15 protein-coding genes are annotated in these 22311 nt (G+C 69.5%); 2 read left to right on the forward strand and 13 right to left on the reverse strand.

What is annotated here, in order from left to right; genetic code table 11:
- Window positions 1–157 precede the first annotated feature (157 nt).
- Window positions 158–2878 carry an HNH endonuclease signature motif containing protein gene (locus FNH13_RS07615; protein WP_143782903.1) on the forward strand — a complete coding sequence of 907 codons (2721 nt, stop codon included), beginning with the start codon at window positions 158–160 and terminating at the stop codon, window positions 2876–2878.
- A gap of 179 nt (window positions 2879–3057) precedes the next feature.
- On the opposite strand, the gene FNH13_RS07620 is transcribed toward FNH13_RS07615, so the two are convergent.
- From FNH13_RS07620 to FNH13_RS07655, 8 genes are all read right to left on the reverse strand, one after another.
- Window positions 3058–3438: an iron chaperone gene (locus tag FNH13_RS07620; protein WP_143782904.1), complete on the reverse strand. Its 381-nt coding sequence runs from the start codon at window positions 3436–3438 to the stop codon at window positions 3058–3060.
- Between the two features lie 116 nt (window positions 3439–3554).
- Window positions 3555–4556 (reverse strand): sugar phosphate isomerase/epimerase family protein, encoded by a 1002-nt coding sequence (locus FNH13_RS07625; protein ID WP_143782905.1) that lies wholly within the window; start codon window positions 4554–4556, stop codon window positions 3555–3557.
- Window positions 4557–4624: 68 nt separating this feature from the next.
- Entirely contained in the window at window positions 4625–5869 is a 1245-nt protein-coding gene (locus tag FNH13_RS07630; RefSeq protein WP_143782906.1) for a Gfo/Idh/MocA family protein, read from the reverse strand.
- Window positions 5862–6797, reverse strand: a complete 936-nt coding sequence (locus FNH13_RS07635; RefSeq protein WP_143782907.1) for a sugar phosphate isomerase/epimerase family protein — start codon at window positions 6795–6797, stop codon at window positions 5862–5864. Before FNH13_RS07635 ends, FNH13_RS07630 begins: the two co-directional genes overlap by 8 nt.
- A 109-nt stretch (window positions 6798–6906) precedes the next feature.
- The gene (locus FNH13_RS07640) at window positions 6907–8172 is read right to left on the reverse strand and encodes a substrate-binding domain-containing protein (RefSeq protein WP_143782908.1); all 1266 of its coding nucleotides are present in this window, start codon (window positions 8170–8172) and stop codon (window positions 6907–6909) included.
- Window positions 8172–9365: an ABC transporter permease gene (locus FNH13_RS07645; protein ID WP_143782909.1), complete on the reverse strand. Its 1194-nt coding sequence runs from the start codon at window positions 9363–9365 to the stop codon at window positions 8172–8174. Before FNH13_RS07645 ends, FNH13_RS07640 begins: the two co-directional genes overlap by 1 nt.
- The gene (locus FNH13_RS07650; protein WP_143782910.1) at window positions 9362–10417 is read right to left on the reverse strand and encodes an ABC transporter permease; all 1056 of its coding nucleotides are present in this window, start codon (window positions 10415–10417) and stop codon (window positions 9362–9364) included. Before FNH13_RS07650 ends, FNH13_RS07645 begins: the two co-directional genes overlap by 4 nt.
- On the reverse strand, window positions 10414–11982 hold the full coding sequence (locus FNH13_RS07655; protein ID WP_143782911.1) for a sugar ABC transporter ATP-binding protein: 1569 nt from the start codon (window positions 11980–11982) through the stop codon (window positions 10414–10416). The genes FNH13_RS07650 and FNH13_RS07655 overlap by 4 nt, the downstream gene beginning before the upstream one ends.
- A 94-nt stretch (window positions 11983–12076) precedes the next feature.
- On the opposite strand from FNH13_RS07655, the gene FNH13_RS07660 reads away from it, so the two are divergent.
- Window positions 12077–13234, forward strand: coding sequence for an ROK family transcriptional regulator (locus FNH13_RS07660; protein WP_228266644.1), 1158 nt, complete (start codon window positions 12077–12079; stop codon window positions 13232–13234).
- A 100-nt stretch (window positions 13235–13334) separates the two neighbouring features.
- On the opposite strand, the gene FNH13_RS07665 is transcribed toward FNH13_RS07660, so the two are convergent.
- From FNH13_RS07665 to FNH13_RS07685, 5 genes are all read right to left on the reverse strand, one after another.
- A complete protein-coding gene (locus tag FNH13_RS07665) occupies window positions 13335–15713 on the reverse strand; it encodes a cell wall-binding repeat-containing protein (protein ID WP_165700054.1) in 2379 nt (792 codons plus the stop codon).
- Between the two features lie 118 nt (window positions 15714–15831).
- Window positions 15832–18168, reverse strand: a complete 2337-nt coding sequence (locus FNH13_RS07670) for a cell wall-binding repeat-containing protein (RefSeq protein ID WP_143782914.1) — start codon at window positions 18166–18168, stop codon at window positions 15832–15834.
- A 15-nt stretch (window positions 18169–18183) separates the two neighbouring features.
- Entirely contained in the window at window positions 18184–19446 is a 1263-nt protein-coding gene (locus FNH13_RS07675; protein ID WP_143782915.1) for a CapA family protein, read from the reverse strand.
- Window positions 19447–19533: 87 nt separating this feature from the next.
- A complete protein-coding gene (locus tag FNH13_RS07680) occupies window positions 19534–20832 on the reverse strand; it encodes a class I SAM-dependent methyltransferase (protein WP_143782916.1) in 1299 nt (432 codons plus the stop codon).
- Window positions 20829–22262 (reverse strand): FAD-binding oxidoreductase, encoded by a 1434-nt coding sequence (locus FNH13_RS07685; protein ID WP_228266645.1) that lies wholly within the window; start codon window positions 22260–22262, stop codon window positions 20829–20831. Before FNH13_RS07685 ends, FNH13_RS07680 begins: the two co-directional genes overlap by 4 nt.
- Between the last annotated feature and the right edge of the window lie 49 nt (window positions 22263–22311).

The following is a 22311-nucleotide window of genomic DNA, read 5'->3' on the forward strand; positions in this document are numbered from 1 at the left end:
AGGTGGGGTCGGGCTGGCTCGGGGGAGCCGTCGCCAGGTGAGGTCGCGCTGGTCGGAAGGACGTTTCCGCAGGTCAAGTGACTGTCAGACGTATGTTCTAAACTGATTGGAAAGGCATCAGGAAGGGCGCCGTCAACAGCGGAAGGAGGGGAGAGGCGTGACGGTTTTGGAGCGGCAGCTGGAGCAGTGGTTCGCTGCATGTTCCGGTCGCTGTGTGGGGCCGGCTCGGCGGGAGAATGCTCGCTATCGTCGTGCGGGCATGCGGGTGATCACGCCCAGGCGTGACGCGCGCTTTCTCGTGGAACTGTCTGACAGTCCCTCCGAGACCCCCAGCTCGCAGGGCTCTTCCGCCGAGATCCCCTCTGCCGAGATCCTCTCTGCCGAGATCCCCTGTGACGAGGCCCTCACCCCACCAGGCATCCCAGAGGCTGGCAGCATCACTGCAGAGTCACCAACCTCTGCCGAGGATGACGCGGAGATGCGCTTGAGGCAGGCGCTGGCGGACGTGGGGGTGGCTTCCGGGCTGATCGACGACCTGACGAAGGCATCGCTGGCATGTGCCGCAGTCGACGCCGGGAGTGATCCGGACGTTCACGAAGCGGACGGGGCCGCAGCCCTGACTTCGGCTCCGGACCACAAGGCGCGTGCGCAAGAAATGTTGGCGGCGGTTGAGCAGGTCACGGTGCTGTCCTCCCGGATGGATGGGGTGCGGCTGGCCGCGACCCGCCAACTGACGGCTCAGGTGACCAAGATGCTGCTCGCCGAGAAGGGGATGACCGACCCGGACGAGATGTCCAAGACCGCGCGGAAGGCGCTGCTGATCCAGGCGAAGCGCTCCACCCGGCACGAGATCGAGGCCCTGACCGGCTGGGGGTCTGGCGACGTCACCAAGCTGGTCGGTTTGGCCAACGCTCCCGCCTCGGTGCGAGGACCCGTGCACCAATCACTGGCCAAGGGTGAGGCGTCGTGGCCAGTCGTCCGGGCCTACTTTCGCTCGACCTCCGCGATGGAGCACGAGGATGGCGCGGCGATCGCCAATGGACTCTTCGGGGATGACCCAGACGAGTCAGTCACGGAGCGACTCACCCGCGAGGGTGAGTTCGTGGGTGGGCCCTGGCGAGCCAAGGAGTTCTACCGTGCTCTGGAGCGCGAGGTCCACAAGATCAAGAACCAAGACCCTGAAGGGGCCAAGAAGGCTAAGGCCCGGGCCAAGGCGGGCGCAGATGTTCGCGTCAATATCGATCTCGAAGGCACCGCCGAGATCCTGATCGGCACGCGTCCGGCGCACGCGACGGCCGCGGCAGACCGGATCGAGCGAGCGGCTCGTGCCGCCCGCAAGGCCGGCGACAAGCGGACGCTGCGCGAGCTCCGGGTCGCCGTGGCGATGTCTTTGCTGTTGCACGGCACGCTCGACTTCGACGGCATCAGCGACGACCCCAACACGCTCACTGTGGAACAGTCCGACCAGCTCACCAAGATTCTGTATGCCTTGCCAGCGGCAAACCTGCAGGTCATCGTCCCGTTCGGGGCGATCTTCGGTGACACCCTGCCCGGCATGGGGAGCACGGGAAGCCCGCTCGGCTCGCACGGCGTGAACGACGCGCCGGACGTGGCTGCTGACCTTGGCGGCGAGGTGACTACCGGTCTGGTGGGCGGCCCTGCTGCCGCCCCTCCGGGCCCGGCTGAGCCATCCACGCCCGGGACCAGGGGTGATCCCTGCCCGACTCCGCCTGCCAGCCAAGGCAGGACCCCGCCCGCCAGCCAAGGCAGGACCCCGCCCGCCAGCCAAGGCAGGACTCCGCCTGCCAGCCAAGGCAGGACCCCGCCCGCCAGCCAAGACAGCGTCCGGCCGAATGCTGTGGGTGAGGTGATCGGGAAGCGCCCAACCTTCCTGAGCAGCAGTGAGCTGTGGGAGTTGATGTTGACCCCAGGTTCGGCGTTCTACCGCCTCCTGGTCGACCCGGTCACTGGTCGCTGTGTGGAGAAGTCTGCGAAGGGCTACCGGTTCACAGCTGCCCAGCGGGAACAGATCATGGCCGCCGACGGGTTCTGTCGGGCTCCGGGATGCCTGCAGCCGGCCTGGCTCTGCCAGATCGACCACGTCCAGGAGTACGGCACCCCGGGAGGTGACACTTCCGAGGCGAATGCGCAATCGGTGAACGACCAGCACCACAACCTCAAGACGATGAAGTTGTGGGACGCGGTGATCAACAAGCACCGCGATGTCACCTGGACCACCTTGCTGGGTCGGATCTACACGACGAAGGCCCATGACTACACGCAGTACACCAAGCTCCTCACCGCAGCGACGCAGTTCGTCAACGCTCCCGAGGGACCTGACACGACCACGGGTGTCGCACCCGATCGGACCGACCGTCAGGCGGGCGTGTGTGCCGGCCAGGAGGAATCGCGCACCAGAGATGACTGTGCGGATCAGGATCGGGCGGATCGGGCGGATCGAGTGGGTGAGGCTATCTACCGAGCCCTGTCCTACCGGTTCGCGGGGGAGGAGTTGCTCCGTGATGACGACTGGTCCGAGGACGAGGCTGCGTTCTACGGGTGGCCGTTGATCACCTTGACCCACCGCAATGCCAATGGTCGGCGCGTCTTCGAACCTGACCCGGCCACCCTCGCTGAGGCGCGCCGCACCCGCTCCGCCGCGTCAGAGGGCGAGGGGCCTCCAACGGACCGGGACGCCGCACTACTGGACGGCATCGACCTGTCTCAGGCGGTGGATCTCTCCACCATTGATGAGTCGAGGCCAGCTGCGACGGCCCCGGAGATGGCGGCCTCCGACCCCTTCGGCCCCTCCGACTCCTTCGGCCCCAGCAGGTTCCCCGTCTGGGACACCACGGACGACTCAGAGCCGCCCTTCTGATCTCCGGCGGGCGCCACGTCCATCCGGCCACGGCCTTGCCCCTCAGGTGAGAGTCAGGACTGTGTGAACTGCATCAGTTCAGCTAGGGCACCGGCCAGCGGGGTGTCTGGGAGACGGAGCGCGGTGCCTGGAGACGGAGCGAGGTGCCTGGGAGGCGGAGCGAGGTGCCTGGGAGACGGCTAGGAGCGACGAGCGATGTGCGCCGCGACGATGCGGTTGATGAGCTCGACCGGCCAGTCGTCGGCATACCGAAAGTGCAGGGTGCCCTTTCCCTTGCGGTAGGGCTCAAGGTCCTCGGTGAGCGCCGCGTCGGTCCCGGACTCCGGCACCGGATAGATCGCGAGGTGCTCCTCCCACAGCCCCACGTGCAGCAGGACCTTCGCGTCGACGAAGAAGGTCGGCATCTTGTAGGACAGCCGCTCGCTCACGCGAGACGGCGGCAGCTGGGCGTGAACAGCCGAGCGGATCAGCGCATATCTGTCCTGACCCGGGGGCGGAGACTGCTCCAGGTAGGCGCGCACCGCTGTCTCGTCGGCCCCTTCGGAACGCTTGCCTGCCATGAGGATCAGTGTGGCGCCACCACGCCTGGAGCGCGATCCGGACGACAGAACGCGCGTCAGACTTGGTGGAACGGGGCGGACGCGGCTCGCCCGACCGACTACGGGCGCAGTCCTCGTCAGTCCTGGCTGAAGGCTGAGTCGAACGATGCCGTCGCGGGGGAGTAGTCGAACTTCTTCAGGAAGGCCAGGGCCTCGGGTGCGCCCTCGAGACGGTCCATGCCGGCGTCCTCCCACTCGACCGAGATGGGGCCCTCATAGCCTGCGGCGGACAGCGCCCGGAAGCAGTCCTCCCACGGCACGTCGCCGCGTCCGGTGGACACAAAGTCCCAGCCGCGTCGCGGGTCGCCCCAGGGCAGGTGCGAGCCGAGACGCCCGTTGCGCCCGTTGCCGATGCGCATCCGGGTGTCCTTGCAGTCCACGTGATAGATCCGGTCGGCAAAGTCGGTGATGAAGCCAACCACGTCGATGTCCTGCCACAGCATGTGACTCGGGTCCCAGTTGAGACCGAACGCCTCACGGTGCCCGATCGCCTCCAGCGTCTTCACCGTCGACCAGTAGTCGTAGGCGATCTCGCTCGGGTGCACCTCGTGGGCAAAGCGGACACCGCACTCGTCAAAGACGTCGAGGATCGGGTTCCACCGGTCCGCGAAGTCCTGGTAGCCAGCCTCGATGCGTTCGGCGGGCACCGGCGGGAACATGGCGACGTACTGCCAGATCGAGGAGCCGGTGAACCCGACGACCGTGTCGACCCCCATCTTCTGCGCGAGCTTGGCGGTCAGCTTCAGTTCCTCGGCGGCCCGCTGCCGCACGCCCTCAGGGTCACCGTTGCCCCACACCTTGGACCCGACGATCGACTGGTGGCTCTCGTCGATCGGATCGTCACAGACCGCCTGCCCCTTCAGGTGGTTCGAGATCGCCCAGCAGCCCAGGCCATGGCGCCGCAGGATCTCCAGCCGCCCCTCGACATACTCCTCGTCGTCCCAGCGCCAGGCGTCGAGGTGCTCACCGGAGACCGCGATCTCCAGTCCGTCATAGCCCCACTTCGCGGCCAGCTCGGCGACCTCCTCGAGCGACAGGTCGGCCCACTGTCCGGTGAAGAGGGTGAATCGGCGTGCCATGGTCTCTCCTTCGTCGTGCTGTGCTGCGGTGTGGTCAGTCTTGCTCAGTTGCCGGGTGCGGGGCTGGCTCAGTTGCCGGTCTCGGTGCGGGCACCGCCGCGCCCGTCGCTGGTCTCGATCGCGGCGAGCACGCGCTGCACCGCCAGGCCGTCCTCGAAGCTGGCCTGCACCGGGTCACCGGTCGCGATCGCCCGCAGGAAGTCGGCCGCCTGGGAGGTGAAGGTGTGGTCCCAGCCCAGCACGTGACCGGCCGGCCACCAGGCATCGACGTAAGGGTGCTCCGGCTCGGTCACCAATATCGTGGCGGCCCCCGCGGTGCGCGCGTCCGCGCCGGGGGTCTGGGTGAGGATCAGCTCGTTGAGCCGCTCGAGATCGAAACGCAGGGACCCGGTGGTGCCGTAGAGCTCGATGACCATGGCGTTCTTGCGACCCGTGGCCACACGGCTCACCTCCAGGCTCGCGACGACCCCGGACGCCGTATGCAGGGTGGCCCAGGCTGCGTCATCGACCGTGACTGCTTCGGTCCCGTTCGGGCCGGGGCGCTCCGAGACGAAGGTCCGCAGGGAGCCGCTGACCTCCGTGACGTGCTCACCGAGCAGGTAGTGCAGTTGGTCGACAGCATGCGACCCGAGGTCACCGAGCACACCAGAACCCGCGGACTCCTTGCGCAGCCGCCAGGTCATCGGCGCCTGTGGGTCGCTGAGCCAGTCCTGCAGATAGCTGAGCCGGACCTGCTGGATGCGCCCGATCCGTCCCTCCTGCACCAGCTCGCGGGCCAGCGCCAGCGCCGGCACCCTGCGGTAGTTGAAGCCCAGCATGGCGGTCCCGGGGGAGTCGGCCGCGGCAGCGACCAGCGCCTCGCACTCGGCCACAGAGTTGGCGAGCGGTTTCTCCACGAGCACGTGCTTGCCGGCGCGCAGCGCGGCCAGGGTCACCTCCGCGTGGAGGTGACCGGGGGTGCACACGTCGACGATGTCGATGTCATCGCGCTCCAGCACGTCACGCCAGTCGGTCGCAGTGCCTTCCCATCCCAGTTCGTCCGCCGCCTGCTGCACCCGAGAGCCGTCGCGCCCGACCAGGGTCGTCATGCGCGCCGCGGGCACGTCCGGATAGAAGGCAGAGACGTTGCGCCACGCGTTGGAGTGGGCCCTGCCCATGAAGGAGTAGCCGATCACCGCGACCCCCAGCGGCCGGTTGGTCTGCACGGGGGACTCAGAGGCGCTGGTGCTGGCGGCGGTGTCGCCCGTCGCGGTGGCGGTGGTGGTTGCGGTGGTCGCCCCAGTGGTCGAGGCATTGGTCGTCTGATCAGTCATGAGGATCCCCCTCGGTCGGCGCGGTCAGTGAGCGCAGGAAGGCCAGCCCGCTGCTCGCCAGGTCATCCTGGGTCGGGGCCAGCGGCCGCCAGATGGAGGCGGCGGTGGCGATGGAGGCGTTCTCCGCGGTGAAGCTCTCGATGTTGAGCGGACCGGCATAGCCGACCTCGTCAAGGGCGGCGATCAGGGCGGGCCAGTCGGTCTGGTCGTGGCCGGGCGCGCCGCGGTCGTTGCCGCAGACCTGCACGTGGACCAGGTGCTTGCCGGCCTGCCGGATCGCGTCGGCCGAGGAGCGCTCCTCGATGTTCAGGTGATAGGTGTCCAGGGCCAGCCCCACGCCCTGGCCCAGCAGGTCACCCAGCCCGGTCAGCGCCTGGTCGACGGTGTTGATCAGTGAGGTCTCATAGCGGTTCAGCGGCTCGATCCCGAGCTGCACCCCGGACGCCTGCGCGTGCTCAGCGACGGGCGCCAGGTTCTCGCGCCACTGCTCGTATGCCGTGGCGCGAGCCTGTGCCGACAGTCGCCACACGCGGCCAGTCGAGGAATAGAAGGGCCCGCACACGGCACTCGCGCCGATGCCCGAGGCGAGGTCGACGCACGAGCGCAGATAGTCCTGCGTCGTCCGGACCTGCGTCGCCTCAGCATCCACGAGGTCGCGGCCAGGTGCCATCGCACCCACGACATAAGGAGTCAGGCCGGTGTCGGCCAGCACGCGGGAGACGACGGGGACGGTCAGGTCGCCGACCGTCTCCAACGGCAATTCGACCGCGTCAAAGCCCATGTGGGCGATCTGGTCCAGCAGGGCGGGTAGCGCTGAGTCGGTCAGGGGCGAGGTCCAGACCCAGGTGTTGACGCCGATGGCTCGCAACGATGGCTCCTGTAGCACGAAGTGGTCCCGCGGGCCGTCGTCGGCGCGGTGAAAGGTCATGGGGACGTGACACGGTTGGTGCTGGTGCACCGGAGTGTCCCAGGGGACGTGACACTGGGGTTTCGATGCACCATTGTCACGTCCCCCAAGGACTCCTAGAGGTTGCCGGTCAGGGGATGACGCGCTCCTGCCAGACCTGCGGGTAACCGGGCAGGTCCTCGCCACCGAACTTGGCGTAGTGCCCGTCGGGCATGCCGTCGTTGGAGGTCAGGAAGTCGGCGCGCTCACCCTCGGTGATCGGGCTCTGCGGGAGCACCCACTCGGTCGGGATCTCCTCACCGGCGAAGATCTGCTCCACGGCCAGCAGCGGGGTGCGCCACTGGAAGTTGGAGTAGACCGGAGCCAGGCCGGTCAGGCCGGTGTCCTCCCACTTGCGCAGGAAGCTCATCTCGTCCTCACCGGTCATGACCGGGTAGTCCACGCCGGCGTCCTCGAAAGCCTCGATGGCGGCGACGGCACCGTCACCGGCGTCCATCCAGACACCCTGGACGTCACCCTTGGCCAGCTCGTCGCTGATGATCTTCTTGATCTCAGTCGGGTCGGCACCGGTGAAGTAGTCGACCGCGTCGATGCCGTTCTCGGCAAAGATCTTGTCGGCCGCGGCCCAGCGGTGCTCCAGGACGTCGACGCCGGGCAGGATGCGCAGCGCGACGACCTTGTCGCCCTCCTCGAGGTTGTCGACCAGGAACTCGGCGGTGTCGATGCCCCAGGCATAGCCACCGATCGGGTGGATGAAGGTCGTGGCGCAGTCGGTCTCGACGCCACGGTCAAAGACGACGACCGGCTTGCCGGTGTCACATGCCCGCTCGACCGCCGGTGTCATTGCGGCGGTGCTGTTGGGGGAGATGACGAAGGCGTCGCAGTTGCCCTCGGCGATGAAGTAGTCGATGTCGGCGATCTGGGTGTTGTCGTCATCCTGGGCGTCACGGGTCTCCATCTCGGAGATGACACCGGAGTCCTGTAGCACCTTCAGCTGCTCGTTCATCGTGATCCAGCCGGTCTGCCGCCACGGGTTGCCGATGGAGGCGTTGGAGAAGCACACCTTCTTGGCACCCTCGGAGGCGAACTCGGAGGTGTCGGTCATCGGGCCGTCGATGTACTGCAGGTGCGGCGCGGAGGCGTCGCCCTCGAAGGTGGCCGAGCGCTGCTCGTACTGCGTGTCGTAGACGGCCTGGTCGAACCAGTCGTCGGAGGAGCCCTCGTCGGCGGGCTCCTCATCGGTGGCCGTCTCGTCGTCGGCAGTCTCGTCGCCGGCGGGGTCTGCGGCGGACTCGGCCGCCGACGGGTCGTCGAGCGAGTCGTCGGTGGAACACGCGGCCAGCATGGCGAGCGCCGCCACGGCCGCCAGGGGGGCGGTCAGCATCTTTCTGCGCATCAGTTTTCTCCTGTGGTGGTGCCCGGGTCGGGCTGGTTGGGACCGGTGGAGTCCCCGGCTGGTGAGCCGGGAGTATGAGGGGTGGCCAGGTCAGCGGCCAGGGGCGCCGTCGCGCCGGGTTGGGCGGACGGGGTCGCAGCAGGTGGGGTGCGGTCTCGTCGGCGCGGCCGGAGGCTTCCTCGCCAGGCCTTCCCTGCGGCGGCGACGGCGACGATGATGATGAGTCCCTGCACGCTGTCCCGCCAGGTCGAGGCGACCCCGACGAAGTTCAGCAGGGTGAACAGCAGCTCCAGCGCAAAGGCGCCCGCGGCGGCCGACAGGACCCAGCCGCGCCCGCCGCCGAGGACGACCCCGCCGAGGACGACGGCCGTGATCGCGGTGAACTCATAGCCGCGGCCCACGGAGGGGTGCACCCCGGCATACCCGACCAGGATGATCCCGGCGACGGTCGCGGCCAGCGAGGACAGGATGAACGCGCGGGTCTTGACCCACCACACGGGTGCGCCGGCCAGGTGGGTGGCCTCCGGGTTGTCACCGGCGGCGATCAGGGTGCGGCCCCAGGGGCGACGCATCAGGATCACGGCGCCGACCGCGAGCACGAGCAGGATGATCGCGGGATAGGGGATGATCTCCAGGATCGGCACGTCCCGGATCCCGCCGCGGCCGATCTGCCGGAAGGCGTCGACCGGGTTGCCGGTCGCGGCACCTCCGGTCCAGTGCATGACCAGGCCGAGCAGGGCCAGCATCGTGCCGAGGGTGACGATGAAGCTGGGGACCCGCAGCAGGGTCGTGGCCAGGCCGTTGATCAGGCCCACCAGCGCACCGAGGCCGAACATCAGCAGCATGACGGGCAGGATCTTGGACTCGTCCTGACCGATGAGGTTGCCGGCGACGATCACCTGCAGCGTGACGACCGAGCCCATCGACAGGTCGAACTCGCCGGCGACGATCACGAAGTACTGACCCATGGCGGCGATCGCGATGGGCGCGGTCCGGCCGATGAAGCGGATGAGTGAGCCGGGCTCACCGAAGTTGGGGTTGGCCACGATCACCGCGGCGAGCAGCAGCCCGACCAGGATGAAGATGGCCCCGCCAGGGGTGCTGAGGGTGCGGGCCAGCCGCTGCAGTCGGTTGCCCTGGTGCGCGGGCAGCAGGACGCGAGCTGTGTCGTATGCCGTGGTGCCGGTGCTCATCGTGCCTCCTGCAGGGCCGCGTCGGTGAGCGACTGCTTCTCGAACCTGGCCGGACGCCGCCCTGCGGTGCGCCGGGCGTAGACCGCGACCGCGGCCACGATGACGATGCCGCGCACCACGTCCTTGAGGAAGGGGTTGACCTCCATGACGCCCATCACGTTGTCCATGACGGCGAAGATCGCCACGCCACCGAGGGTGCCCAGGATGTTGCCCTTGCCGCCGGCCAGGACCGTGCCGCCCAGGACGACCGCGGCGATCGACATGAGGTCGTAGCCACCCTGGGAGCCGATGGTGGGGCTGCCGACGCTGAGCCGGGCCAGCAGCAGCAGACCGGCCATGCCGGCGAGCACGGAGCACAGCACGTGGGCCAGGACCACCGGGGTGGCCGTGCGCAGGCCGGACATGCGGGCCACCTCACGGTTGCCGCCGACGGCATACAGGTGGTGGCCCACCCGGGTGCGGCGCAGCAGCAGCATCACCAGCACCGCGCAGACGAGCATGATCACGGTGGACAGCGGCACCGGACCGATGTTGGTCGCGCCGATCAGGCGGAAGTCGCGGGGTGCGGAGCCGGCCGAGCCCTTGTAGTTGGTGCCGAGGTAGCCGGCCAGGATGAGCCCCATGCCGAGCGTGGCGATGAAGCCGTGCACGTCCAGGAGCGTGACGATCAGGCCGTTGGCCAGCCCGATCAGTGCCGAGACGCCCAGCGCGACCACGATGCCCAGGACGATATTGCCGGTCTGTCCGGCCATGGTGGTGCCGGCGAGCAGGCTGGCCAGGCTGGTGACATAGGGAACCGAGAGGTCCAGGCTGCCCGCGAGGATGACCAGCGTCTGCCCGATCGCGATGAAGCCCAGGATCGAGGTGCCGGTCAGGATCGCGGAGATATTGCCGGGGCTGAAGAAGTTGCGCCCGGCCATCGAGGTCAGGATCGTGCCGGCGACCAGCGTGAGCGCCAGCACGATGAAGACGATGCCGGTCGAGGTGACCGGGATCCGGCGCCGGGTCGCAGACGTCGCCGCAGGGTTTGTCGCGGGGGCTGGCGTGCTCATGCGGCATCACCTCCGGGGTGGGTGGTGGCGGCGTCCGCACCGGTGGCCAGGGCGAGGATCTCCTCCTCGGAGGAGCCCGCCGGCAGCTCGCCGGTCAACCGTCCCTCGTGCATGACCAGGATCCGGTCGGACATGCCAATGATCTCGGGCAGCTCGCTGGAGACCATCAGGATGGCCTCCCCGTCGGCGGCCAGTTGGCGCATCAGCTCGTAGATGGCGTGCTTGGCGCCCACGTCGATGCCCCGCGTCGGTTCGTCCATCAGCATCACCCGCGGGGCGGTGCTGAGCCAGCGCGCGAGGACGACCTTCTGCTGGTTGCCGCCGGAGAGGAACTGCGCCTCCTGGTCCATCCCGCGGGCGGAGACGGACATCGACGACAGGACCTGCGGCATACCGCGTCGTGCGGTGGCGGTGCGCCCGGGGAAGACGGCGCGCACCACACCCAGGGCGTTGTCCAGGATCGACTGGTTGAGGGCCAGACCCTTGGCCTTGCGGTCCTCGGTGATCAGGGCCAGGCCCTTGCGGATGGCCTGCCGCGGCGAGCTGATCCGGGTGGGGGCGCCCCCGAGCGAGAGCTGTCCGCGGGTGAACGGTTGGGCGCCGAAGATGCCCTCGACCAGCTCGGTGCGGCCCGAGCCCTGCAGGCCTGCCAGCCCGACGATCTCACCGGCGCGCAGGGTCAGGCTGACGCCGTCCACATAGCCGTTGCCGCAGTGGGTGAGGGTGAGCACGTCCGCTCCGGCCGCGGTGCCGGGGACGGGGTCGGGGAAGAAGGCGGACATCTCGCGGCCGACCATCATGCGCACCAGGGACGACTCGGTGAGGTCGGCGGCGCGTTGGGTGGCCACGTGCCGGCCGTCCTTGAGCACGGTGATCGTCTCGCAGAGGTCGAACAGCTCGGTGAGGCGGTGGGAGACATAGAGGATGGCCACGCCGCGCGCCTGCAGGCGGCGGATCATGCTGTAGAGCAGCTCGACCTCGTGGTCGGCCAGCGCCGCGGTCGGCTCGTCCATCTGGATGATCTGCGCGTCATAGCTGACGGCCTTGGCGATCTCGACGATCTGCTGCTCGGCGACCGACAGCGTGCCCACGATCGTGCTGGGGGAGAGGTTGTCCACCCCGAGTCCCTCAAGGAGGGCGGCGGTGTCGCGCTGCATCTGGCGGGTGTCCACCAGGAGACCGCGGCGGGGCTCGCGGCCCAGATAGATGTTCTCCGCGACGCTGCGGTCCGGCAGCAGGTTGAACTCCTGGAAGACGGTGGCCAGGCCTGCCTCCTGGGCCTGCACCGGGTGGCCGAACGTGCGGCGCTCGCCGGCGATCTCCACGGTGCCACCGTCCGGCTGGTGGACCCCGGCCAGGATCTTCATCAGGGTCGACTTGCCGGCGCCGTTCTCGCCGACGAGCCCGTGCACCACTCCGGCCCGCAGCTCCAGGTCGACGTCCTGGAGCACCGCGTTGCCAAAAAAGCGCTTGGTCAGGCCGACCGCTCGCAGCAGTGGCTGGGAGTGGTCGGCGTCCTCGCTGAGGTGTGGCCCGGGTCGGGCGACGTCGCTGTCGTTCGGCACGGCCTGACTATGACACGGTTCACACACTTTTGTCGAGTACCTGACGAAAGTTGCCTATTGATTGTTACTAAGTCGTCATGGTTCACTTCGGGGCGTGCGCACCAGCGACGTCTTCGACCTGCTCCGGGATGGCCGGCCCAGGACCCGTGCCCAGTTGGCCGAGTCCACCGGCCTGGCCCGGTCCACGGTGGCCGCGCGGGTCGACGTGCTCATGAGGCTCGGGCTGGTCGCTCCCTACGGTGACGCCCGATCCACCGGTGGCAGACCACCCTCGCTCTTTGCCCTCAACCCCGCGGTGCGGGTGGTGGCCGGCATCGACGTCGGTGCGACCCACGCGGTCGCGGTGATCTGTGACCTGTCCGGTGCCGTGCTCGCCGAGACCCGCGCCGCCCTCGACATCGCCCAGGGCCCGGACGTCGTCCTCGGGTGGGTCACCGACACGGTGGGCCAGCTGCTCGCCGAGGCGAACCGGCCGCCGGGGGACCTCGCTGCCATCGGCATCGGGCTGCCCGGTCCGGTGCAGCACTCCACCGGACGGCCGATCAACCCGCCGATCATGCCGGGCTGGGACCGGTATGACGTGCCGGGTCACGTGCAGCGCACCTATCCGCTGCCGGTCCTGATCGACAACGACGTCAACATCATGGCGCTGGGTGAGCAGCAGACCCACCTGCGCGACGTCGACGACCTGGTGTTCATCAAGGTGGCGACCGGCATCGGTGCCGGGATCATCAGCGGGGGCATGCTGCAGCGTGGCGCCCAGGGAACGGCGGGGGACCTGGGCCACGTGCGGGTGCTGCGAGGAGCCGGGGTGATCTGCCGCTGCGGCAACGAGGGCTGCCTGGAGGCTGTGGCCGCCGGACCGGCCCTGGCCGCTCGGCTGCAGGAGGGGGGGCACACGGTGTCCTCCACCCAGGACGTGGTGAACCTGGTGCGTGGTGGCGACCCCGGCGCGATCCAGGAGATCCGGCAGGCCGGGCGCGACATCGGCGAGGTCGTCGCCACGATGGTGAACCTGATCAACCCCTCGGTCGTGGTGATCGGCGGTCGTCTCGCGGATGCCGGCGAGCACCTGCTGGCCGGCATCCGCGAGGTGGTCTATCGCCGGTCCCTGCCGCTGGCCACCGAGTCGCTGCGGGTCATCTCCTCGCAGGCCGGCGTCGAGGCCGGCGTGCTCGGCGCGGCGTCCATGGCGATCACGCACGTGCTCTCGCCGGAGGCCATCGAGGCCGCCAGCGCCACCGTCGGCTGACCCTCGCGTCCTGGCGATCGAGTGCATCGGGTGGTGCTCTCAGGAACGACCGGGCGTGTGGGGCGGTGCTCTCAGGACCGACCCGGCGTGTGGGGCGACGTTATGGCCGCAGCAACCTCAGCTGGTTCTGGACCCCGGTGGAGACCACGCTGGAGCCGCCCAGGACGACGACCGATGCCGGGTTCAGCCGGTCCAGCTCATCCCAGGTGACTGACGGGATCAGGTCGTGCTGGACCAGCAGCACCGGCGCGTGGGCCGCTCCTGCCGCAGCCGCGCCGGCCAGGGCATCGGGCCAGTCCAGACCGGTGGCGAGGAAGACCGACGTCGGTGCGCTGTAGTCCTGGCTGATCTCCACAGCCGTGGCATAGCGGTTTGCTCCGGAGAGGCGGGTCACCGGGGCGTAGCTGCCGAGCTGGTTCATGACCGCGGGAGACACGACGGTGGTGCCGCCGAGGACGTAGATGTGATCTGGAGTCAGTCGCTCCAGCTGCTGGCGGCTGGCCTGGGGGAGCAGCCCGGGCTGGGTCAGCAGCACGGGACCGTCCACCGCCCCGGCGCGGGCGGCCCCGGCCAGGGCGTCAGGGTAGTTCTGCCCGGTGGCGACATAGACCACGTCTGCGCTGCTGAACTGCTGCGCGATCGCGGCTGCGGTGCCATAGCGGTTGTCTCCTGACAGCCGGGTCACTGTGGCGCCGGTGAGGTCAGCGACCTCCTCGAGCGTGGCCTGGGAGATGGCGGTGGTGCCGCCGAAGAGGAACACCTGGTCCGGGGCGAGCCGGGTGAGTTCGGCCCGGGTGTCGAGGGGGAGACCGTCTGGCCGGACGAGCAGGACCGGTGCGCCCCGGCTGCCGGCCAGCGCGGCCCCCACCAGGGCGTCCGGGTAGTCGAGCCCGGTGGCGAGGAAGACCGTGCTCGCACCGCTCGGGTGGACCGCGGCGGAGATGGCAGCGGCGGTGGCGTAGCGGTTGCCGCCGGAGAGTCGCTCAACGTCCGGCCCGGTCTCGACGAGCGCGAGGGCGTCGAGGCGGCCCTCACCGAAGACGTTGTTGTTGGCCGCCGTGCCACCACACTGGGAGTTGGCGGTGTCGATGGCGGTCCCATCGAGCAGAGCGCGCGTGCGGCTGAGGTCCCCGACCATGCTGGGGTGGGCCGACCAGAGCAGCGCGACTGCCCCGGCGACGTGGGGGGCGGCCATGGAGGTCCCGCTGGCGGAGGCGTAGGAGCTGCCTGGGTAGGCCGATCGCACGTTGCTGCCAGGTGCTGAGATGTCCGGCTTGATGACGCCGCCCTGGCCGGAGCCGCGACTGGAGTCAAAGGCGATCGTGTGTGACTGGGTGTAGTTGCCGACCGAGTAGTTGATGGCCCGACTGCCGGGGGAGCCGGAGGTGTTGCACGCAGGGCCGTTGTTGCCGTTGGCGAAGACTCCGAACTGGCCCGAGGCTGCCCACGCGATCGAGACGTCCTCCATGAAGGGGGCGTTGGAGGGGATGGTGGTGCCCCAGGAGTTGTTGATGATGTGGGGGCGCAGGTCCGGCCGGGGGCTCGTGCCGCTCAGGTTGGTCGGCGCCAGTGTCCACTCCCCGGAGGAGATCAGGGCGAGGTCGCTGGGACAACATCCGTTGGCCGCGATCCACCTCGCTCCGGGTGCGACGCCGATCTGGTTGGCTCCACCGTCGTCGCCGACCATGGTGCCGGTGGTGTGGGTGCCGTGCCCGTTCGGGTCGTTCGGAGCGCTCGGGCTGCCGTGCCCGGCGTTGAACCAGTTGTAGTTGTGGTTGACCGTGCCACCGGTGTTGCCGCGATAGTGGTTGATCAGGGCGGGGTGGTCCCACTGGACCCCGGTGTCGATGCTGGCGACGACGATGCCCTCGCCGGTGGCGCCCGTGGCCCACACGTCGTTGGCATTGATGTCGTTGATGCCCCACTCGATGGCCTGTGGGGCCAGGTCGCCGGCCACCGTGAGGTCGACGTCGGGCGGGGTGATGGTGACGGTGGGATAGAGCTGCGCGACGCTGGGATCGGCGGCGAGGGTGGCCACCAGTGCCGCGTCGCCGTCAGTCACGCGGATGGCGTTGGTGATGTGGAAGGCGTGATAGTCCACGTCGGCGCGGTCGAGGTCGGCGCGCACCGCAGCCTGGCTCTCGGTGGCGGTCGCGGTCAGCGCGTCATAGACCGCCTGGCCGCGGGCGTCCCAGTCCGTGATGGCCGCCGCTGCCGACAGGTCGGCCCGCGCCGTGAAGTAGATCCAGAAGTCTGCGGCGCCATCGGTCTCCAGGTCGGCGAGGACCGTGGCATCGACGCGGTCGTCGGTGTCCTGGGCCAAGGCTGGTGTCGGTGTCGGTGTCGGTGTCGGTGCCGGTGTCGGCGCCGGTGGCGGTGCCGCTGCCATGCTGCCCTGGGCGGCGAGGCTGCCACCGAGGACGAGCGAGAGGCCCGCGAGCCCGGCGAGGAGACGGTGGATGGGGGGTGACGTGCGCATGGGGACCTCCGAGGCGAGAACCTGCAGCGGTCCAGGGGAGTGCCGCTGAGCACAGGCTAGGGCTCCACCCCGCCCCGCAACAGGGCCTGCAGATGTATCTTTACCGGCGCAGGTGGCGTCAGGGCAGCAGGCGCAACCTGTTCTGCACCCCGGAGGAGACCGCCGCCGTGCCACCGAGGACATAGACGGTCTGTGGCTCGAGCCGTCCCAGCTCGCTCCAGGTCACGTTGGGGATGTCCTCCTGCCGCACGAGCAGCACCGGGGCGTGGACCGCACCGGCCCGGGCGGCCCCGGCCAGGGCGTCGGGCCAGTCCAGGCCGGTGGTCACGAAGACGGTGTCCGCCTCGGCGTAGTCCGCACTGACCGCGACCGCCGTCTCATAACGGTTGGTCCCGGAGGTGCGAGTGACCGAGCCATAAGCCCCCAGCTGCTCCACCACCTGCTCGGAGACCGCCCCGGTGCCACCGAGCACGACGATGTGCTCCGGGGTGAGCCGTTCCAGCTGGGCGCGCGTCGCCTGCGGGAGCAGACCGGGCTGGGTGAGCAGCACCGGCCCGTCCAGAGCGCCGGCCCGGGCGGCGCCGGCCAGCGCGTCGGGATAGTTCTGCCCGGTGGCCAGATAGACGACGTCCGCCGCGGTGAACTCCTCGGCGATCACGGCCGCAGTGGCAAAGCGATGGTCACCCGAGAGGCGGGTCACCGTGGCACCGGTCAGTATGCCGACGGCCTCACCCACGGCGTCCGAGACAGCCCCCTCGCCCCCGAAGAGATAGACCTGGCTCGGGGCGAGCCGGGACAGCTCGGTCCGGGTGGCGATCGGCAGCGTGTCAGCCCTGGTCAGCAGCACCGGGGCACCCCGGCTGCCGGCCAGTGCCGCGCCGACTAGGGCGTCGGGGTAGTCAGATCCGGTGGCCAGGTAGACGGTGTCCGTCCCCTCCGGGTAGGCGGCCTCGGAGACTGCCGCCGCCGTGGCATAGCGGCTGGTGCCCGAGAGCCGGACCACGTCAGGCCCGGCCTCGAGCAGGGCCAGGACGTCCAGGCGCCCCTCGCCGAACATATTGTTGTTGCCGAGGCTCCCGCCGCACTCGGCACCGTCGGTGTCGATGGCCGTGCCGTCCAGCAGCGCGCGTGTCACCCCCACGTCACCGACCAGCGAGGGTGCGGCAGACCAGAGGAGGGCGACCGCACCGGCGACGTGCGGCGCCGCCATGGAGGTGCCCGTCCCCTCCGCATAGCCATCGGTGGGGTATGCCGAGCGCACCGCCGTGCCCGGAGCCGAGATGTCGGGCTTGATCGCCCCGGCCTGCCCGGCTCCGCGGCTGGAGCCCGGGCTGAGGGTGTGCGAGCTGTCGTAGTTGCCCACCGAGTAGTTGATGATGCGGCTGCCCGGGGCCGTCGAGGTGCGGCACGCCGAACCCTCGTTGCCGTTGGAGAAGACCGCGAACTGTCCCGAGGCCTCCCACGCCTCGGACACGTCGTCCAGGAACGGGGAGGTGCTGGGTCCGGTCGTGCCCCAGGAGTTGTTGATGATGTGCGGGCGACGGGTCACGTCGGGGTTGGCGTTGTTGAGATCCCTCGGGGCCAGGGTCCACTCGCCGGACATGATGAGTCCGGCGATCGAGCGGCAGCACCCGTTGACCGCGATCCACCGGGCCTGCGGCGCGACGCCGATCTGGTTGGCTCCACCGTCGTCACCGACGATGGTGCCGGTGGTGTGGGTGCCGTGTCCGTTGGTGTCCGCGGGGAAGTCGGGGCTCTGCCCGGCGACGTCATACCAGTTGTAGTTGTGGTTGACCGTCTCAGTGCCGCTGCCGCGGTACTGGTGGACCAGGGCCGGGTGGTCCCACTGGACGCCGGTGTCGATGCTGGCCACGACCATGCCCTCGCCGGTGACACCCTGGGCCCACGCCTGGTCGGCGTGGATGTCCGTGATGCCCCACGGGAGTGCTGCGGGGGCGAAGGTGGAGGTCGGCACGAGCTGCTCGGGAGAGGGGGGCGTCAGCTCGGGGTCGGGATAGAGGTAGGCCACGCCCGGCTCGGTCGCCAGGGAGGAGACCAGGGCCGCGTCCCCGTCGTTGACCAGGATGGCGTTGGTGATGTGGAAGGCCTGGTAGTCGACTCCGGCGGCGTCCAGGTCAGCGCGCACCGGACTCTGGCTCGTCCGGGCGGTCGAGGTCAGGGCCTCGTAGACCCACTGCCCCCGGACGTCCCAGTCCTCGATCGCGGCCGCCGGTGCCAGGTCGGGACGGTCCTCGAAGTAGACCCAGAAGTCGGCCGAGCCCTCTCGGGCCACCTCGGCGAGCACCCCGGGGTCGACCCGGTCGGCGGAACTCGGTGGTGCCGGCGAGGACGGCAGGGACGCGCCGCCCTCGGCTGCCGGACCTCCCGCCAGCACGAGCGAGACGGCGGCGAGGCCGCCGAGCAGACGGCGGGCGAGAGCGGGGGCGTGCCCCATGGGTGACCTCCGGTGCTAGTCGCGGGTGGCGGCATACTCCGCGCTCATCCGGTCCAGGGTGGCCAGGATCCGTGCCCCGTCCCCCTCGTCCGGATCGAGCGCCTTGGGGAAGCCGTCCTGGATGATGATCGGGGTCCACTCGTGCTTCGTGACACCCTCTGGTCCCAGGGTCAGGTGCAGGATGGCGGAGTCGGACTCGGGTGTGCCGTCGGGATAGTCGAAGACGAAGTTGCCCATGCTCCACGCGACGAAGCTGCCGTCCTCGTCGTGGTGGGCCTGTAGGCGGTGCGGGTGGGCGCCGAGCACCGCCGTGGCGCCGGCCTCCAGGGCCGCCTCGCCGGCGGCCTGCTGCTCGGGGCTGAGGGTCTCAGTCTTCTCCCAGCCGCTGTGCAGGAGCACGATGACGTGGTCGGCCTGGGACGTGGCCGCCTCGACGTCCTCGGTGATCACCTCGGGGGTGGCCCACGGCAGGCCGGGGGAGTCCGTGGTCGCTGTCCAGGTCCGGGAGTCGAACCCGCTGCGCTCGACCGGCATCTGCAGATAGCTCAGGAAGGCGATCCGCATGCCCTTGCTCTCCACGATCAGCGGCTCGCGGGCCTCATCGATCGAGGCTCCGGCACCGACGTGATCGATCCCGGCGTCGTCGAGCAGCTCGATCGTGCTGTCCATGCACTCGGAGCCGTAGTCCAGGATGTGGTTGTTGGCCAGCGACAGCACGTCGAAGGAGCCGTCCTCGAGCACCTCGAGGCCGACCGGGTCAGCCTTGAGCGTGAACCTCTTGGGCGCCGGCGTGCCACCCTCGCAGAGCGGACTCTCCAGGTTGCCGATCGTCAGGTCGGCGTCGCGCAGCTGCTCGCGCACGCCGGCGAGCACCGCCTCGGTGCCGTCGCTGTCCATCCGCTCGCCGACCGCGCGGGAGAGCATGATGTCGCCGACCACGGCCAGGCTGACCTCGGTGTCCGGGTCGAGGGTGGGGGCGTCGTCCCCGCGACCCCGGTCAGCAGCCTCGGAGTCCCGGGCTGCGGACGGGTGCGCGCCGGTGTCCCCGCTGGTGTCCCCGCTGGTGTCCCCGCTGGTGTCCCCGCTGGTGTCCTCGACGGTGCGCGCGGTGTGGTCGGCCACCTGACCGGGGTCCTCGTCGGCGGTGAGACTCCCGACCGCGAACCAGCCGCCGATCACGGCCGCCAGCAGCACCAGGACCCCCAGCAGCGCCAGGACCCCCGGCAGCGCAGCGGCGCCCGCGGGCCCGCGCGCGGCATCGTCACGGTGCAGTGCCATAGCGGTGTTCCCCCTCGAAAACAGTGCCCGCCAGACTAACCGCACGTCATGGACGGGTCCAAGTTGAGATGGGGAGCGCTCTGCGGGTCACCGCTGTGACGACTGGCCCTCCCACGTCGGCCGCAGCGGCCACCGCGCGTCGCCGTCCGCGGACGTGCGCACGCCCAGCACCTGGTGCAGCTGGATGACGTTGTGCTCGAAGTTGACCCGCGACCCCGCCAGGTAGACACCCCACACCCGCGCCGTGCCTCGTCCCGCCTCGGCGACACAGGCGTCCCAGTGCGCGGACAGGTTCTGCGCCCAGGCGTCGGTGGTGCGGGCATAGTGCTCGCGCAGATTCTCCTGGTGGCGCACCTCCAACCCGCTGTCCTGCATGACCGAGACGATGTGCCCGACGCCGGCCAGCTCGCCGTCGGGGAAGGTGTAGCGATTGGTGAACGGGTCCTTGAGCAGGCCGTTGTGCCGGTTGTCCGGCCGGGTGATGCAGTGGTTGAGCAGGCGCCCGCCGTCCCGCAGCCGCTCGCGCAGGAAGGTGAAGTATGCCGGATAGTGGCGTACCCCGATGTGCTCGGTGAGGCCGATGCTCGAGACCGCGTCGAATCCCCGCTCGGCCACGTCCCGATAGTCACCGTGCCGGATCTCGGCGCGGCCGGTCAGCCCCTCGCGCTCGATCATCTCCTGACCCCAACTGGCCTGGTGGGCGGACAGCGTCACCCCCAGCGCGCTCACGCCATAGTGCTGCACGGCGTGCCGGACCATGCCGCCCCAGCCACAGCCGACGTCGAGCAGTCGCATGCCGGGAGACAGGCCCAGCTTGCGGCAGACGAGATCGAACTTGGCCTCCTGTGCCTCCTCCAACGACGCCTCGGCGTGCGGATAGACCGCGCACGTATAGGCCATTGAGGGCCCCAGCACCATCTCGTAGAACCGGTTGGAGACGTCGTAGTGGTGCGCGATTGCTGCGGCGTCGCGCGCCCGACCGTGCCGCAGGCCGTACGCCAGGCGGCGCCACGGGGCGGGCGCCTCCTGCGGTGGCAGGTCGGGCACGTGCAGACCGATCTCCCGCACGAAGCGCGCCAGCTCGGGCAGTTCGCGGACCGTGGGCCGACGGGCGTGCAGGCGGTTGAGGACGCTGACCATCACGGGATACGGATTGCCCTCGTCCATCCCCACGAAAGTCAGCTCGTCCGCCAGATAGGCCCGCATCAGCGCCACCGAGCGGTGCGCGGTGAGCAGGTAGTTTAGGGCGCGCGGGCTGTGCACCTGCACCACCTGCCCGTCCGGGTCGCCCCCGGTGGATCCGTCATACGCCTCGACCCGCAACCCGGTGCCGGGACCGAAGAAGCGGTCAAAGGCCTCCCCGACGCTCATCCTCGCCGGACTCATCGCGCACGCACCGCCTTGTCATAGAGCCTCGGGAATCGTCCCTGCGGGTCATAGCGCTCCTTGACCCGGTCATAGGTCGCGCCGCCATAGAGCGCCGCGAAGGTCTGCTCGTCATAGAACGACTCGGAGTACAACCCCTTGTGCCCACCGAGCTCGGTGACCTTGGCCTCGATCGCCTGGTTGACGTCGCCGCGGGTGGCGCCCTCGTGGATCGGCACGGCCGACCAGAAGCCGACGTTGACGTAGGGCGTGTCCGGCCGCATCGGATAGAGCGGCCACGGGGTCTCCCCAATTTTTTGAGGGGTTTTGTCTGCCCCACCCGGATTTTTGGAGGGGTTTTGTCGGCTCTCCCGCAGCTGGACCGGACACAACCAGAGCGGCTCGATCGGGACGTGCGTGAGGAACCAGGTCAGGAACTCGGCCGTGTGCTCGAGCGGGATCTCCACGTCCTGGACGACACGCTCCTGGGCCGGTCTGCCCCGCAACCGGTCGAGGCCAGCGACGATGCCGTGGCGCGCCTCGAGATCCTGGATCCGCCAGTAGACGTCGCTGCGCAGCAGGCGTCGGGGCCAGAGCCGGCGGATCGCCGGCACCTGAGCGCCGAAGGCCCGCGAGCACCAGAACCAGTCGGTGTCCCAGCGCCACAGATAGTCGCGGACGCTCAGCAGGTCCTGACGCTTGTGCTGGATCGAGCGGTAGTAGATCTGAGAGCCGGTGTAGTCGCTCGGGACCACTCCCTGTGGATCCGCTGCCCACCGGCCCAGGGTCAGATAGGTCTCGCTCGGCCCGAAGACCACGCCGTCGAGGAAGTCGACGTCCGTGCCCGCCCAGGTGCGGCTGGCCATGATCTGTCCGATCGCGGCGAGGGCGTCCTCCAGGTGGGTGAACCGCAGGTGCCGCAGCGCGACATACGGGCTGGTGGGGGCGGTCTCGATGGTGAGGGTCAGGGCGTAGCCGAGCGACCCATAGCTGTTGGGGAAGGCCCGGAACAGGTCCGCGTGCTCGTTGTCGGGGGTCGCGGTGATGACCTCTCCGGTGCCGGTGAGCACCTGCAGCTGCGTGACCGACTCGTGGGGGAGCCCGTCACGGAAGCTGGTGGACTCGATGCCCAGTCCGGTGACGGCGCCGCCGAGGGTGATGGTGCGCAGCTGGGGGACCACCCGTGGCATCTGCCCGTGGACGAACAGCTCATCGACCAGCTGCTCGTATGTCGTGAGCCCACCGACCGTGGCCGTCGCCGGCTGCCCCTGGGTCGCCTCCGTCCGGGACAGGACCCCGGTGAAGGCGGACAGGTCCAGTCCGTCGCGGCTCCTGGCGCGGGAGCGAAACAGGTTGGAGGTCTTCTTGGCCAGCCGCACCTGAGTCCTGGAGCGCACCTCGGCCTGCGCCCGGGACATCGCCCGGGCCAGCTCGGGCTGGACCGTGGTCACGGTCCTATCTTGGCCCACCACCGAGCCCGCCGCAGCACTGTTCTGGCAG

The sequence above is a fragment of the Ornithinimicrobium ciconiae genome (assembly GCF_007197575.1).
Classification (GTDB): domain Bacteria; phylum Actinomycetota; class Actinomycetes; order Actinomycetales; family Dermatophilaceae; genus Ornithinicoccus; species Ornithinicoccus ciconiae.